This is a genomic window from Bradyrhizobium sp. 31Argb (assembly GCF_043638955.1).
Lineage (GTDB): Bacteria > Pseudomonadota > Alphaproteobacteria > Rhizobiales > Xanthobacteraceae > Bradyrhizobium.
This window is the reverse complement of sequence record NZ_JBEGDB010000043.1, coordinates 1-14615: the sequence shown is the minus strand read 5'-3', so window position 1 is coordinate 14615 and position 14615 is coordinate 1. Positions and strand designations below refer to the sequence as shown.

Annotated in this window: 15 protein-coding genes and 1 pseudogene; 5 read left to right on the top strand and 11 right to left on the bottom strand. The window is 62.3% G+C overall.

Annotated features, from left to right (window positions below):
- Positions 1 to 71: 71 nt before the first annotated feature.
- The 9 genes from AAFX91_RS11435 to AAFX91_RS11395 form a co-directional block, all read right to left on the bottom strand.
- A complete protein-coding gene (locus AAFX91_RS11435) occupies positions 72 to 380 on the bottom strand; it encodes a DUF86 domain-containing protein (RefSeq protein ID WP_394566507.1) in 309 nt (102 codons plus the stop codon).
- Between the two features lie 36 nt (positions 381 to 416).
- Positions 417 to 713 carry a nucleotidyltransferase family protein gene (locus tag AAFX91_RS11430; protein WP_394566506.1) on the bottom strand — a complete coding sequence of 99 codons (297 nt, stop codon included), beginning with the start codon at positions 711 to 713 and terminating at the stop codon, positions 417 to 419.
- 63 nt (positions 714 to 776) lie between these two features.
- Positions 777 to 1238, bottom strand: a complete 462-nt coding sequence (ptsN, locus tag AAFX91_RS11425; RefSeq protein ID WP_027581007.1) for a PTS IIA-like nitrogen regulatory protein PtsN — start codon at positions 1236 to 1238, stop codon at positions 777 to 779.
- A 232-nt stretch (positions 1239 to 1470) separates the two neighbouring features.
- Positions 1471 to 2073, bottom strand: a complete 603-nt coding sequence (hpf, locus tag AAFX91_RS11420; RefSeq protein WP_394566505.1) for a ribosome hibernation-promoting factor, HPF/YfiA family — start codon at positions 2071 to 2073, stop codon at positions 1471 to 1473.
- A gap of 78 nt (positions 2074 to 2151) precedes the next feature.
- The gene (gene rpoN / locus AAFX91_RS11415; RefSeq protein WP_394566504.1) at positions 2152 to 3792 is read right to left on the bottom strand and encodes an RNA polymerase factor sigma-54; all 1641 of its coding nucleotides are present in this window, start codon (positions 3790 to 3792) and stop codon (positions 2152 to 2154) included.
- A 93-nt stretch (positions 3793 to 3885) separates the two neighbouring features.
- On the bottom strand, positions 3886 to 4896 hold the full coding sequence (lptB, locus tag AAFX91_RS11410) for an LPS export ABC transporter ATP-binding protein (protein ID WP_394566503.1): 1011 nt from the start codon (positions 4894 to 4896) through the stop codon (positions 3886 to 3888).
- A gap of 251 nt (positions 4897 to 5147) precedes the next feature.
- Positions 5148 to 5843 (bottom strand): LptA/OstA family protein, encoded by a 696-nt coding sequence (locus AAFX91_RS11405; protein ID WP_394566502.1) that lies wholly within the window; start codon positions 5841 to 5843, stop codon positions 5148 to 5150.
- Positions 5840 to 6583: an LPS export ABC transporter periplasmic protein LptC gene (gene lptC / locus AAFX91_RS11400; RefSeq protein WP_394566501.1), complete on the bottom strand. Its 744-nt coding sequence runs from the start codon at positions 6581 to 6583 to the stop codon at positions 5840 to 5842. Before lptC ends, AAFX91_RS11405 begins: the two co-directional genes overlap by 4 nt.
- Positions 6584 to 6753: 170 nt before the next feature.
- A complete protein-coding gene (locus AAFX91_RS11395; RefSeq protein ID WP_130584221.1) occupies positions 6754 to 7368 on the bottom strand; it encodes a ribonuclease D in 615 nt (204 codons plus the stop codon).
- Positions 7369 to 7794: 426 nt separating this feature from the next.
- Between AAFX91_RS11395 and AAFX91_RS11390 the strand changes: the two genes are divergently transcribed.
- From AAFX91_RS11390 to AAFX91_RS11380, 3 genes are all read left to right on the top strand, one after another.
- A complete protein-coding gene (locus AAFX91_RS11390; RefSeq protein ID WP_394566500.1) occupies positions 7795 to 8424 on the top strand; it encodes a class I SAM-dependent methyltransferase in 630 nt (209 codons plus the stop codon).
- Positions 8425 to 8571: 147 nt separating this feature from the next.
- On the top strand, positions 8572 to 9411 hold the full coding sequence (locus AAFX91_RS11385; RefSeq protein ID WP_165421485.1) for an FkbM family methyltransferase: 840 nt from the start codon (positions 8572 to 8574) through the stop codon (positions 9409 to 9411).
- 3 nt (positions 9412 to 9414) lie between these two features.
- Complete coding sequence (locus AAFX91_RS11380) at positions 9415 to 10176, top strand: glycosyltransferase family 2 protein (RefSeq protein WP_130583362.1); 762 nt, start codon at positions 9415 to 9417, stop codon at positions 10174 to 10176.
- Positions 10177 to 10193: 17 nt separating this feature from the next.
- On the opposite strand, the gene AAFX91_RS11375 is transcribed toward AAFX91_RS11380, so the two are convergent.
- Together AAFX91_RS11375 and AAFX91_RS11370 are read right to left on the bottom strand one after the other, a co-directional pair.
- Positions 10194 to 11921, bottom strand: a complete 1728-nt coding sequence (locus AAFX91_RS11375; RefSeq protein ID WP_394566499.1) for an arylsulfatase — start codon at positions 11919 to 11921, stop codon at positions 10194 to 10196.
- Complete coding sequence (locus AAFX91_RS11370; RefSeq protein WP_394566498.1) at positions 11918 to 12898, bottom strand: formylglycine-generating enzyme family protein; 981 nt, start codon at positions 12896 to 12898, stop codon at positions 11918 to 11920. Before AAFX91_RS11370 ends, AAFX91_RS11375 begins: the two co-directional genes overlap by 4 nt.
- A gap of 379 nt (positions 12899 to 13277) precedes the next feature.
- On the opposite strand from AAFX91_RS11370, the gene AAFX91_RS11365 reads away from it, so the two are divergent.
- Together AAFX91_RS11365 and AAFX91_RS11360 are read left to right on the top strand one after the other, a co-directional pair.
- The gene (locus AAFX91_RS11365; protein WP_349644931.1) at positions 13278 to 14111 is read left to right on the top strand and encodes an alpha/beta fold hydrolase; all 834 of its coding nucleotides are present in this window, start codon (positions 13278 to 13280) and stop codon (positions 14109 to 14111) included.
- Between the two features lie 137 nt (positions 14112 to 14248).
- Positions 14249 to 14605 (top strand): annotated as a pseudogene (locus tag AAFX91_RS11360) (helix-turn-helix domain-containing protein); the annotation flags it as partial.
- Positions 14606 to 14615: the final 10 nt, after the last annotated feature.

Below are 14615 nucleotides of genomic sequence, written 5' to 3'. Positions count from 1 at the left end.
ACAGCGAATTCGATGCGCGGGCATGTCCTCCAACGAGGGCTGCCCGCGTGTTTTTCAAACCGCCCCCCGCATCATTTGAAGGACTCCCGGAGCTCAAGCAGCGCCGCCTTGAGCGGCGGTCGATCGTCTTTGACGGCTTTCCAGATGATTGCAGCATCAACCCGCTGGTAATCATGCCGCAGAATATTGCCGATGCCGGCGATATCCTTCCAACGCACGTCCTTGTGCTGGGCCTTCAAATCATTGCCGAGATGGCGGCTGGCTTCGGAGATAATCTCTATTCCACGTTCAACCGCAGAGCGCAGCAACCACGAGCGCTCGTAATCGCGAATCGTTTTTCCGGCCAGCGCCTTCTCGATGCCGCGGATGCTTTCGAGCATGTCGTGGATCCGCAGCAAAGGGGAGCGCGTGGGCATCTAGAAAACCCGCATCGCCTCGGCTTCGATCTGTTTTCGGATGAGCGGATGGAGTCCCTTGCGGGTGGTTAAATCGACTTCGACGCCAAGGCTCTCCTCGAGTAGCCGCTTGGCGGCCACCAAATCCAGGGCGTTAAAGCGGCCCCGAGGATCGTAGTCGATAAACAGGTCGACGTCGCTTTTCGCATTGGCTTTGTTGCGAGCCGTCGAACCAAACAGGTAGAGCGACGTCGCTCCCAGCGCCTTGATGGCGTCCGCCTGGCTTCGCAGCTTCCTCAATGCTTCAGTTCTTGTCATGCAGCAATTGTATCACGAGCGACGAAATGCCGCCAAAGCGGGTATGCGCTTCGCAGCTAGCGACTAAGCCGCGCTTGCCGGCGGCAGTGCGAGTACCGAGTAGATCGCCTGCGCGTCGCGGGAAGCACGCAGCTTCTTGGCGACGTCCTGGTCGCGTAGCAGGCGGGCGATGCGCGCCAGGGCCTTGAGGTGGTCGGCGCCGGCGCCTTCGGGGGCAAGCAGGAGGAAGATGAGGTCGACCGGCTGGCCATCCATCGCCTCGAAATCGATCGGGCGCTCCAGGCGCGCGAACAGGCCGAACAGCTTTTCCAATTTCGGCAATTTACCGTGGGGAATGGCGACGCCGTAACCGACCGCGGTGGTGCCCAGTTTCTCGCGCTGCAGCAATACCTCGAAGATCGAACGTTCGTTCTGCCCCGTAAGAGTTGCGGCCCGCGCGGCGAGCTCCTGCAGCGCCTGCTTCTTGCTGATGACTTTCAACGCCGGGAGAATCGCCTCGGGTGCGACCAGATCGGTAATCGTCATGGGGCGTTCCGAGGGTGAAGTGAACCGTCAAGTTGCGAAATAGGTTGTCAGGCGCAGGCGTCAAGAAGATGAATCGGGAAGCGGCTTTTTGGCCCAGATCCCGATCGGGCGGCTTCTACTCCAAGGCATGAGCCGTGCCAACTCCTGCCGGCCAGTTCCCTTGAGCCTATGCTTAAGGGCCGCGGACCATAGGGACGGCCAGGGGGCACGTCAATGCGGAACGGCATAACCATTATGGATTAACCATGGGGGGATCGACCCAGCCCACATTGCCGTCCGCGCGGCGGTAAATGATGTTCACACGGCCGCTACCACCGTGCTGGAAGACCAGGCAGGCTGCGCCGGTCAGGTCCAATTCCAGCACCGCCTCGCTGACCGACAGCCGCTTCAGCGAGGTGGTCGCCTCGGCGATGATCACGGGACTGTATTCGGTGAATTCCCCTTCGCCCTCCGCCGGCGCCTCGATCACATAGCTTGGCGCATCCAGGGGAACGCCGTTGAGCTCGGCAAGGGCGGCGGAGGCCGCGTAGGCCTTGCGGGCCGAGCGGTCCTTCAGCCGGCTCTTATAGCGGCGCAGGCGCTTCTCGATCATCAGGAGCGCGGCGTCGGCGCTGGCATAGGCGTCGGGGGCGTTCGAATCCGCTTCCAGCGTGATCCCGGAATCCAGGTGCAGCGCACAGTCGGTGCGGAAGCCGAAGCCGTCCTTGCTCAGCGTGATATGGCCGGAATAGTTGCCGTCGAAATACTTCTTCAGAACCTCATCGGTGCGCTCGTTCACGCGTGCGCGAAGCGCCTCGCCGATTGAGATGCTCTTTCCCGAGATTCGAAGGGTCATTGCGTGCCTCTATGCCTTATGAAACCCCCGATCGCTTCGGAGGGGTACCAAGACTAGCGCGATTTAACGCGAACGCAATTACACCGGTGCGGCATCGCGCGACCGGTCTGGAGAGGAAGCAGGTGCTGAAAGGGCGTGTCCAAGCATGCTCTGTTTGTCGCGGCGGCGCTGCACCGAGGAAGGAATTCGCATCGCTTCGCGATACTTCGCGACGGTGCGGCGGGCGATATCAATGCCCGACGCGCGCAATCGTTCCACGATCGTATCGTCAGAGAGGATCGCGGACGGCGATTCGGCGTCGATCAACTGCTTGATGTGATGACGCACGGCTTCGGCCGAATGCGCCTCGCCGCCGTCGGCGGAGGCGATCGACGCCGTGAAGAAGTACTTGAGTTCGAAAGTGCCGCGATTGGTGGCCATATATTTGTTGGCGGTCACACGCGACACCGTCGATTCGTGCATCTGGATCGCATCCGCCACGGCTTTGAGATTAAGCGGCCGCAAGTGCGCCACGCCGTAGGTGAAGAAGCCGTCCTGCTGGCGCACGATCTCGGTTGCGACCTTGAGGATCGTGCGGGCGCGCTGATCAAGGGCGCGCACCAGCCAGGTCGCGTTCTGCAGGCAATCCGTGAAGTAGGACTTGTCGCCGTCCTTCCGGATCGTCTTTGACAATTCGGCATAATAGGTCTGGTTCACCAGGACACGCGGCAACGTGTCGCTATTGAGCTCGACATGCCAGCCGCCATCAGGCCCCGGCCGCACATAAACGTCCGGCACCATGGTTTGCGTCCGCGACGAGCCGAACTTCAGGCCCGGCTTCGGATCGAGCCGGCGGATCTCGCCGATCATGTCGGTGATGTCTTCGTCGTCGACGCCGCACAGCTTCCGCAGGGATGCGATATCGCGCTTGGCGAGGAGATCGAGATGTTCGACCAGGGCCTGCATCGCCGGGTCGTAGCGATCGAGCTCGCGGAGCTGGATCGCCAGGCACTCGCTCAAGTTTCGCGCGCAGACGCCCGGGGGATCGAATTTCTGCAGCACCGAGAGCACTGCATCGACCTCGTGCTGCGGCGCACCGAGCCGCTCCGCTGCCTGGCCGAGATCCGGCGGCAGGTAGCCGGCCTCATCGACGAGGTCGATCAGATATTGCCCGATCATACGCTGGGACGGTGAGGTAAAGGCGACCGCAAGCTGCTCGGCGAGATGGTCGGCCAGCGTCAGCTCGGCGGCGACAAAGGCTTCGAGATTGTAGTCCTCATCGCTCGAGGCGCCGCCGCCCCATTCGGTATAGGAGGTCGGAGCCGCGTCTTTCGCGGCGCGTTCGGCAGCCTCCGCCGGCTCTTCGGAGAAGACGTTTTCGAGGCCGGTATCGAGCGTCTGCTCGATCTCGGCGCGGCTGCCGAGATCGCGGTTCAGCCATTCCTCCTGGCTCGGCTCGAAGCCGTCGGCGGAACTCGCCGCCTCGCCACCGGCTTCGTCGCCGTAGCTGGAACCATCAGCCTCGGAAAACTCCTGCCGCTCGGTGGCGGGCTCGCCCGCCACCGGCGGTTCCGGCCCATCGCTGGCGCGATCCAGCAATGGGTTCCGTTCCAGCTCCTCCTCCACGAAGGCCGAGAGGTCCAGATTGGACAGTTGCAGCAGCTTGATCGCCTGCATCAACTGCGGCGTCATCACCAGCGACTGCGACTGGCGGAACTCTAATCTCTGGGTCAGTGCCATGGAGGCAAGAACGGTCCAATAAAGAAGTTGGCTCGATTCTTGCTTAGCCTAGTCCAAGGCCGATGTACACGGCTTGACGGATCGGAAAAAGGGCTAGAGGCGGAATTCTTCGCCAAGGTAAAGCCGGCGGACATCCGGATTGTTCACGATCTCATCCGGGCTGCCTTCCGTCAAGATTTCCCCGGCGTAAACGATGTAGGCGCGGTCGGTCAGGCCGAGCGTTTCCCGCACATTGTGGTCGGTAATGAGCACCCCGATACCGCGATTGGTCAGGTGACGGACCAGATCCTGGATGTCCCCGACCGCGATCGGGTCGATGCCGGCGAATGGTTCGTCGAGCAGCATGTAATTGGGTCGCGTCGCCAGTGCGCGGGCGATCTCGACGCGGCGGCGCTCGCCGCCGGATAGCGCGATCGATGGTGTCTTTCGCAACCGCGTAATGTTGAATTCGTCGAGCAGCGCATCGAGTTCCGCCTCGCGCTTCTTCCTTGAAGGCTCGACCACTTCGAGCACCGCGCGGATGTTCTGCTCGACCGACAATCCGCGGAAGATCGAGGCTTCCTGCGGAAGATAGCCGATGCCGAGGCGGGCGCGCTGATACATCGGCAGTTTCGTCACATCGTGGCCATCCAGCTCGATGGCGCCGCGATCGGCCTTGATCAGCCCGGTGATCATGTAGAATACCGTGGTCTTGCCGGCGCCATTGGGGCCCAGCAGGCCGACCGCCTCGCCGCGGCGCACATAGATGCTGACGCCGCGCACGACCTGGCGGCTGCCGAAACTCTTTTCCACGCTATGCACAGCCAGATAGCCCGGGCGCCGGATCAGGCGCGGGGCGCTGGCGCCGTTGGTCTTGGCGGACGTCTTGGCGGGCTTGGCGGTGCGCGGGCGCGACCTCTCCTCCCTCGAAAGCTGGGGTTGCGGATGCGGCAGTTCCACGCCAGGCATCGGGGCGGCACGCGCCCCCGGCGGCGTATCCCGGACGGAGCTTGTCAGCATCTCGCCAAAGGAATCGTCGAGCGCGGTGATGTCCTCACGCGAACGCGCGAAGCCGGAACTGCGTTTCGCAGGGCGCCTTCGGAACATGCCGAATATGTCCACCATCCCGCTTCGCCAGCCTTTCACGGTGTCCCCGGGGACTACGCCCGCGGGCTAATCGATTAGCTCGCGAACCTTGAATGCGTGGATGCCCCTGTCCTGCGGAACCGCTCGCCCACCCCCAGGCGCGTTCCACCACCGGACGTCCACTCTCTGTTCGGAAAACCGGTTCCCATTTTTCCGGATCATCGCCTAGATACAGTCTCGCCCCGCCGGCTTCAACCTCGCCGCCTCAAGATATTCAGTAAGTTATTGATTTATTTCGACTTACTGGAAGGCGACGGGCTGCCGGGCTGCGGCGGGCAGCCCCCCTGGCTACCGCCGCCCTGCCCGCCCTGTCCTTGCTGGATCAGCGCCTGCACCCTGCCGCCGTCGGATTCCACACGCGAGACGCCGGTCGTCATGTCCACCAGCAGCCTGTCGCCGCGCAGCACGTTCTTGCACTGCGTCAGCACGACGCCGCCGAGCATGGTGATGAGATTGGCTTTGGTGTCGAAGATTGCGGTCTCCCCGGTGACGACCTGATCCTTCTGGGTGACCACGACGTTGCCTTTGGCCTCCAGCCGCTTGATCGAGGAGCTGCCACCCGGCCCCGGCTGGGCCGACTGCATCGGCGCCGATTTTGCGCTTTTGGCGTTCGATGGCGGCGGCGTGCCTTGGCCCTGTCCCGAATTCGATTCATAGAACACGACCAGCGTCTTCGACGTCATCGTGGTGTCGCCCTGTACCACCTTCACATTGCCCGAGAATGTCGCTTCCTTTTTCTTGTCGCGCATCTCGAGCGCCGCCGCCTCGATCTGGATCGGCTGGTCACGATTCTGGGTAAAGCCCTGCATGGCGTTGGGCACGCCGGAGACTGCGCTCTGCGCGCGCACCGAACCCGGCGCGATCATCGCGAGTACGAAGGCCGCCGCTGCAACACCGCGCGAAGAAAACTGCTTCATGAAGATCATTTCGTGTTGGCGGATTTGCTTGAGCCCGAGCGCGTCTTCTGCGGCGGTGGCGGTGCAGGTGCGGGCGCCGGCTCCGCTTCGGCCTGCGCCGGCGGATTATCCATGATCAAATTCATCACGACATTGCCTTCGAAGCGCACGACCTCGCCGTTGTTGTAGATCCGGAGCTTGTCGGCGGTCAGCGTGCCGTTCAGCAATTTGACGTCGACATGCTCGTCCGACGTCACCGTGCCCTTGTTGATATCGACAAAGGCTTGCGAAAGCTTGGCCTCATAGCCGGTCGACGTTTGCAGGAAGATGTCCTTGCGCAGGTCGAGGAGCTGCTGCTTGCTGTCGTAGAAGCCGGTGCGCGCATCCATGGTCATCGTGGAGCGGTCTTCCATCAGCATCTTTGCGCGCAGGGTCTGGAGCTCGACGTGATCGGGGTCGGTGAGGTCCTGGATCGCCGCCTTGGCCCAGAGCTCGTACGGGCGCTGGTCGGTGGAGAAGCCTGCGAGATGCGGCGATTCCATCGTGATCTTGGTGCCGGAGACGACCAGGTTGCCGATGTCGACCGGCAGCTTCGGCAACAACATGCGGAACGGATTGAAGACCGACACCCCGACGATCGCGAGCAATGACAGCACCACCGCCGCGGGCACCGCGATGCGCAGGATCCGCACCATCCGGCTGTGGCGCTCGGCGGCGGCAAAGCGCGCCTCGAGGCCGGCTAGATAGGCTGGGCTCTGGATCGAATTCACCGCTGCTCCAAGGGCGCGAAGTCTGGCAAAAGCTTACATCATTCTACCCGGGACCGCCGGATTGCGCAGCCGGGACGTCGCATCGCGGCCGCCGCACACTCGCGTTACGAGTGTGACCGAAACGGGGCGGACGAACGCCTTTCGGACGTCCGCGCCGGCCTCGGACAGGTTCAGGAATGCGCAAAAATGTCTTCGGCTTCCCAGCCACCGAGATCGAGCCGGGCGCGGGTGGGCAGGAATTCGAAACAGGCTTTCGCCAGTTCGGTGCGGCCCTCGCGCGCCAGCATCGCATCGAGCTTCTCGCGCAGCGCATGCAGATGCAGCACGTCGGACGCGGCATAGGCAAGCTGCGCCTCGCTTAGCGCCGGCGCGCCCCAGTCGCTCGATTGTTGCTGCTTCGACAGTTCGATATTGAGCACCTCGCGCACCAAGTCCTTCAGTCCGTGGCGGTCGGTATAGGTGCGGCTGAGGCGGGAAGCGATCTTGGTGCAGTAGACCGGCGTCGGCATCACGCCATAGGCATTGTAGAGCGCCGCAAGATCGAACCGCGCGAAGTGGAAGATCTTCAGGATGTTCGGATTGGCGAGCAGCGCCTTCAGGTTCGGCGCATCGGCTGATGCCATCGGCACCTGCACGACGTCGGCCGTACCGTCGCCATTGGACATCTGCACCACGCAGAGCCGGTCGCGATGCGGATTGAGCCCCATGGTCTCGGTGTCGATCGCAACGGCATCCTTGTAGCGGGACAGATCCGGCAAATCGCCGCGGTGCAGGCGGATGGTCATGAAAGCGTGCCTCAGGTCAAAAAAGTTCGATTCGAGGCGCGACACTAGCCTCCAAAGCGCGAGGAGGCGAGCGCTAGAACAGCCACAAACCGCAATAAAACGAGCTATTTGCCATGGTTTTGCGGAGTTCCTCGGTGCCCGCAGCCAGTACCGACGAGAGCCCGCCGGCCATCCCTTGGGGGCGTAGCCCGGGTGAAGCGCCAGCGTAACCCGGGGCCGTTCCAACCACTTGCGCAAATGTCCCGGGTTGCGCTCCGCTCCACCCGGGCTACAGACTTTCTGTAAGACGCGCGAGCCAGCCGTTTCTGTCGCCGCGCTTCACGCAGGAGGGCTGCCGGAGTAAACACTGATGGTGTGGAGGTATGCTTGTGGTCGAGGGTAGGGGGAACAGCCCTGTCGTGAACCTTGGATCGGCGGAGCAAACCCATGCAGAGCGAGGATCGACACGCCCATTGGCAAGACGTCTATAGCAAAAAGGCCGAGAACGAAGTTAGCTGGTTTCAGGAGAGCCCAGCTCCATCAATTGAATTGATCATGCAGGTCGGAGCGACGCGCGCCTCCCCTATCATAGACATCGGCGGCGGTGCTTCACGTTTGGTCGATAACCTCATCGAGAACGGCTTCGAGGATGTTACCGTGCTCGATATATCCGAAGCTTCGCTGCGGGTTGCCAGAACCCGTCTTGGGAACCGTGCTGCAAAGGTCGATTGGATCGTCGATGACGTAACGAGGTGGGAGCCGACAAGGACCTACGACATCTGGCATGATCGTGCCACGTTCCACTTCCTGACCGAGGAGAACGACCGCACTGCCTATGCGAAACGCTTGAAGCAGGCGTTGAAGGTCGGAGGTCACGCGATCATCGCCACCTTCGCGCTGGACGGACCGGAACGCTGCAGCGGATTGCCTGTCGTGCGCTACGACCCGGAGGGCCTCGGCCGGATCCTGGGCCCTGCGTTCGAGCTCACCGATCGGCGGCAGCATCGGCATGGAACGCCATGGGGCACGGAGCAGTCGTTCCAGTTCAGCATGTTTCGCAGGGCCGACATCCCCTGAACTGCCCCGCCCAGGAAACCGGCGATGAAGCGTTTGGCGGCATCTGGACTTTGGCTTACCCGCTCTGTACGGACGATCTCCTCCCGAAGAGGTCGCGACGTCGAGAGAAACGACTAGATGCCCCGAATACCTAGACCAGTCCAATCGATGAAGCTCCTGCTCGCCTGGATGATGCCGCAAGGCACGTCGTTCCAGACCTATGCGACGGGGTCGAAACTGCGCTTCATCGTCCAGTGCCGCGACGTCATCGGCCGTCATATCGCGAAATATGGCCGGTTTGAACCGCAATTGACCGACTGGATTAGCGGGTACCTGCAAAATCAACCGAAGGGCATCGTCGTCGACGTCGGCGCCAATCTCGGCTGGCATGCGGTGCATGCCGCTCAGCATGCCTCCGTCACCACCGTGGTGGCGTTTGAACCGGATGCGACCAATGCCTGGCTGCTCGATCGCAATCTCACGATCAACGATATCGACAAGGTTGTCGTCTACCCTTGCGCGGTTGGCGCCACCGTCGGGCATGCGCATTTGCACCGTTACAAAAGGTCCAACAATGGGCGCCACTCGCTGATCAAGAACTATGGCCTGGGCTCACGCGTGGTCCCGTTGACCGACGTCGATTCCGCGCTCGGAGCCCTTGGGCTGGCGCAGGACAGAATTTTGTTGATGAAGATTGATGTGGAAGGCTTTGAGCCCGCGGTTCTGGCGGGTGCGGTGAAGGCGCTCGAGCGCGCCGATGTCGTCATCACGGAATACTCTCCTCAATTGAGCCGCGACGGCGATCTGTCGGTCGAGGGGATGATCGATCGGCTGCTCGGAGCCCGATTTGTCCCCCATCAGCTCGTAGGCAAGTCGTCCAAGGCTGCCCGGGTTGAGCTCAAGGATCTGCGTCGCATCGAAGACCAGACCGATATCCTCTGGATCAAGCCAACAACGAATGGTGGCGCGGTGGCCGCATCCGCGCAGGCCGAGCCATCTGCGGGATGACGCATGCCGAGCCTGTCCCTGATCGTGATCACCAAGAACGAAGAGCACTGCATTGCGCGGTGCCTGCGTTCGGTTGATGCGGACGAGATCATCGTGGTCGACAGCGGCAGCACGGATCGAACGGTGGAGATCGCCCGCGAGAGCGGCGCACGTGTCGTGGTGACATCGGATTGGCCGGGATACGGGCCGCAGAAGAGCCGCGCGCTCGCGCTCGCGCGAGGCGACTGGGTCCTGTCGCTTGATGCCGACGAATGGATCGAGCCGGAATTTGGCGACCAGATCAGGAGCGCCGTCAACGCGGCGGACGCACCTGCCGCCTACCAGACGCTCCGGCGATCGCGTTTCTGCGGCAAGGCGCTGAGATTCGGAGGTTGGTCTTCCGACTATGTCGTTCGCCTGTTCCAGCGCGGACAGGCCCGATTTTCCGACGACCTGGTCCACGAGGGGCTGATCGTCGACGGCCCCATCAAGCGGATCGATGTCACCATCGAGCATGATTCAATCGAATCCTGGTCCGACGCCCAGGACAAGATCGACCGCTATTCCCGAGCCGCAGCCGAGCAGATGAACGCCCGCGGCCGCCGCGCAGGCCCGTTCGCTGCGCCTTTGCATGGCTTGGCCGCCTTCCTGAAGGTCTACGTTCTGCGCCTGGGCTTCCTGGACGGAGCAGCCGGCTGGGGCGTGGCACAGTACAATCGGCAATATTCCGCCGCGAAGTGGCGGCGTCTTGCGGAATATTCGGCGCAAGCCAAGCGTGGCCGTTGATTGGCAGCCATCATGCTCTAGTTGCCCGTACCAACCGTACCTCGTCTCCTCGCCGCCTTCAGGTCAGCGATTGCGTCTTCCATGATCGTTGTCGGCACGAAACTCGGCGGAAACGAACGCGGCGGAAACTCCTTGAACGTGACCATGAACTGAGAAACATCGTCCATCGCGCCGTAGATCGCACCGACGTGATTGAGGTTCCAGTCCCAGTAGGTGTTGGAGGTGATGTCCGCCCGCTCGAACGGATCCTGGAACAGATTGTAGATCTTCTGCAGGCGCAATTTCGTGAAAGGCTCGGCCCAGACCTGCATCTGTCCCGGAGCACGTTGCTCGGCATAGACATATTTGTAGTCGCCCTTTCGAAGGGCAACGAGCAGACCATCGTCGTCGGCGTAGAAGAACTTGTCGCGGGCGCTCTTGACCCCGTTGTTGTTTGCCGCGGTCCCGCTCACGTTGCGGAGGAATTGCGACTGGTCGTAGCCGTCGAGATGCACCTTGTAGTCGATACCGTTGGCGGTGTAGCCGGCTCGCAGCTTGTTGACGATATCGGGTTCTCCGGCGATCGAGCACAGTGTCGGTATCCAGTCGTTGTGGCTCATGAGCTCATTGGTGACCGTTCCGGGCTTGATCACGCCGGGCCAGCGAACCAGGCAGGGCACGCGGAACGCACCTTCCCAATTGGTGTTCTTTTCCGAACGGAACCAGGTCATGGCGCCATCCGGCCAGGTGTTCATGTGAGGTCCGTTGTCGCTGGTGTAGACAACGATGGTGTTGTTCGCGATGCCCATGTCGTCGAGCGCGCCGAGCAGCGCCCCGATCGTGTCGTCATGCTCGATCATGCCGTCGACATACTCGCTGTCGCCGTGCGTGTAGCGCCCGCGATGGCTGTCGCGCACATGCGTTCGCAGATGCATGCGTGTGGAATTGAACCAGCAGAAGAAGGGCCGCCCCGCTGATTGCTGGCGCTTCATGAAATCGATCGCCGCCGCCGAGGTCTCGTCGTCGATGGTCTCCATTCGCTTCTTGGTGAGCGCGCCGGTGTCCTCGATCGTCTGCCTGCCGATCCTTCCGAAGCGCGGATCGACGGTCGGATCGTCGCGGTCAGTTGCCCTGCACCTCAACACGCCGCGGGGTCCGAATTTGGCGCGGTAGGCAGGATCCTTCGGATAGTCGGGCAGCTCGGGCTCTTCCTCGGCGTTGAGGTGGTAGAGATTGCCGAAGAACTCGTCGAAGCCATTCACGGTCGGCAAGGTTTCGTTGCGATCGCCGACGTGATTCTTGCCAAATTGCCCGGTCGCGTAACCGAGATGCTTGAGCAGGCCGCCTGCTGAAGGATCAAGCTGGCTCATTCCCATCGGAGCCCCGGGATATCCAACCTTCGTCAGTCCGGTCCGGATTCCATGCTGCCCGGTCAGGAAGGCCGCTCGACCTGCGGTGCAGGACTGCTCGCCATAGTAATGAAGGAATCTGATCCCCTCGCGGGCGATCCGGTCGATATTGGGCGTTTCATAGCCCATGAGACCGCCGGAATAGGCGCTGATATTCGCTATGCCGATATCGTCACCGAAGATAACGAGAATGTTTGGCTTGCGGTCGCCGGGCAGTGGCGATGCGGCGGGAGCCGGCGCCGCGGACTTTTGGTCCTGGCCAAGCGCCTCGGAGGTCAGCGTCGCGGCGACCAGCGCCGTCCCGCTCAAGAGCAAGTTGCGGCGATCGAGAAACGACTGTTTCTTCTCCGAGCTCATCGTTCACTCCCATTTCTGACTACGCACCTGAAACCGACATGGCTCGTCGACGTGTCGACCGGTTCGGCATGCCGGGCGGCGGGCCGATACCGGCGGCAATAGTTCGGCGCGCACAGATGCGAGCCGCCCTTCAAGACTTTGCGGGGGATGCGGATGTTCGGTTGACCTGGATCAAAGCTCACGTGCTCCGGGCCGCCGCGCGGATTCTGCGGAACGCAGCAAGGCTTCGCGCTATCCGCTTCATGACGGGCCGACCACCAGTCGGCAGTCCATTCCCAGACATTGCCGATCATGTCGTAGACGCCGTAGCCGTTCGGCGGAAATGCCGTGACGGGCGAGGTGCGCTGGAAGCCGTCCTCGCAGATGTTCTGGACCGGGAAGTCGCCTTGCCATGTGTTGGCCATGTGCCGGCCGTCAGGCGTCAGCGTGTTGCCCCAGGCGAACTCCTCACCATCCAGACCGCCGCGCGCGGCAAGCTCCCATTCGGATTCGGTGGGAAGCTGCTTGCCTATCCATTTCGCGTAGGCGAGCACGTCCGCGTACGAAACGTGCACCAATGGATGGTCGTCCAGGTCCTTGATGTTGCTTCCAGGTCCGTACGGTCGCCGCCAGTTGGCGCCCTTCATGAACGTCCACCACTGGCTCCAGTCGCGCAGATCGTGTACGCGACGCGGCGGCGAGAACACCAGCGAGCCGGCATAGATCATCTTCGGCAGGGCGCCGGGATAGTCTTTTGGGTTCGGCGGAATCTCCGCCGTGGTGACATAGCCGGTCGCGTTGACGAATGTCTTGAATGCGCCGTTGGTCACCGGCGTGCGGTCGATCCAGAAGCCGTCCACGCTCACCCGATGGCTGGGCGCCTCTTCGGGGTAGTGATTGTCGGAACCCATTCGGAAAGTGGCGCCGGGAATCCAAATCGTGTCGCTGGCAGCGAGATCGGTCGGCCGCCCCGTGCGCTCGATACCCGACTCCGACATTCCCACTTCCCGACACAGATCAGCGACTGCCGCCGGCACGTCCCGGAAATTCAGTCCGCGCCGTCAAGGATGTATCGGTAATCTACCACAGGTGGCACGCGAGAAAAATGTCACCGCTGCTGACCTACCGCGGTGGCACAAAACACATGCTCGGCGCTGGATTGCGTACCGGTGTTGTGTGCCGCCTTCAGGCAGTTTAGTTCTGGCGCAGTAGAGCCGATTGTGATGGGGCCGCCGGGTGCGCAGGACATTCTGGGCTTACGCTATCATCTTGTGCTGCTTCGGCTCGCCCGTCGAGGCCGCCGGCATCCAGCTTCTCGACTCCGATCCCGCCCTTTCAGGCGCCATCTGGTATCCATGCGCGACCGCACCGCAGAAGGTGCCGCTCGGCACGCTTGCCGTGCCTTTTTCCGATCCGCTTGAAGGCGTGAAGGATTGCCCCATCGCGGGGACGAAGCTGCCGCTGGTCATCGTCTCGCACGGCCGTGGCGGCTGGTTCGGGCTTCACCGTGATGTCGCGGAAGCGCTGGCTGATGCCGGCTTTGTCGTCACAGCCATCAATCATCCAGGCGACAACGCCAACGACTCGTCGAAGCGAGATACGCTGGCCCTCGGGCAGACACGCCCGGAGGATATGGTTCGCCTGCTCGACTTCATGCTGAACGATTGGAAAGACAAGGCATCCATCGATCCCACCAGAATAGGCTTCTTCGGCTTTTCTTTCGGAGGCTATACCGGCCTGGCCCTGGCGGGCGCCAAGCCGGATTTCGGCAGGCTCGCACATTTTTGCACGGATAAGACAGGCCCTTGCGCGCAACTCCACAACGGCGAGACCCCGCCCAACCCGCCACATGATGCGCGCATCCGGGCTGCGGTGATTGCCGATGCACCGAGCGCAGTTTTCACGCAGGACAATTTGGCCGCGATCAAGATCCCCCTCCAGTTCTGGCGCTCGGAACGAGGAGGCGGCGGCGTGGATCCGTCGGGCACCGAGCGCGTCGTCGGCAGCCTGCCAGGCAAGCCCGAGATTCACGTGGTGCCGGCCGGCCATTACGCCTTCCTCCCACCGTGCTCACCTGAACTCGCGGCGAACCTGCCGCGCTTCTGCACCGACCCCGAAGGCTTCGACCGCTCAGCCTTTCATCGCGAATTCGATGCGAGCATTGTGCGGTTCTTTCGCGAGCATCTCGTTGGCGGTACCGAGGCTCGTTGAGTTGATCAGCAAGGACCGTAGCCCGGGTGAAGCGCCAGCCTAACCCGGGCCCGCCCGCGAACACGCGCGCAGATTCCCGGGTTTGGCCTTCCGCTTCACCCGGGCTACGGGCTCAACCGCTCCAGATCAGCGATTTCGGTCACTCGGAAGACCCGATGGCCGTCCGGGACGCCCTCATCGCCTTCATGGCGGCAACGGCACAGGCGCCATCAAGGAAGCCCAGCAGGGCGGGATCGCGCTCGCCAAGGAACGAGCTGGGGATACCAAGTACCGAGGACGGAAGCCGAGCTTCTCAAGGGAGCAGTTCTCCGCCGTATGCGACATGCTGGGCCAATCAGCAGGCATCGGTGAAATTGCAAAGGCCACTGGTCTCAGCCGACAGACGGTCTATCGCATCCAAGGACGATCGAGCATCGGCGGAAGCTGCACTAGGCCGTGTGGACAGTTACCTTATCCAGAGCAGAGTGGCGGCAATGGCGACGACGGCGAAGTAGTTTCGCGCGG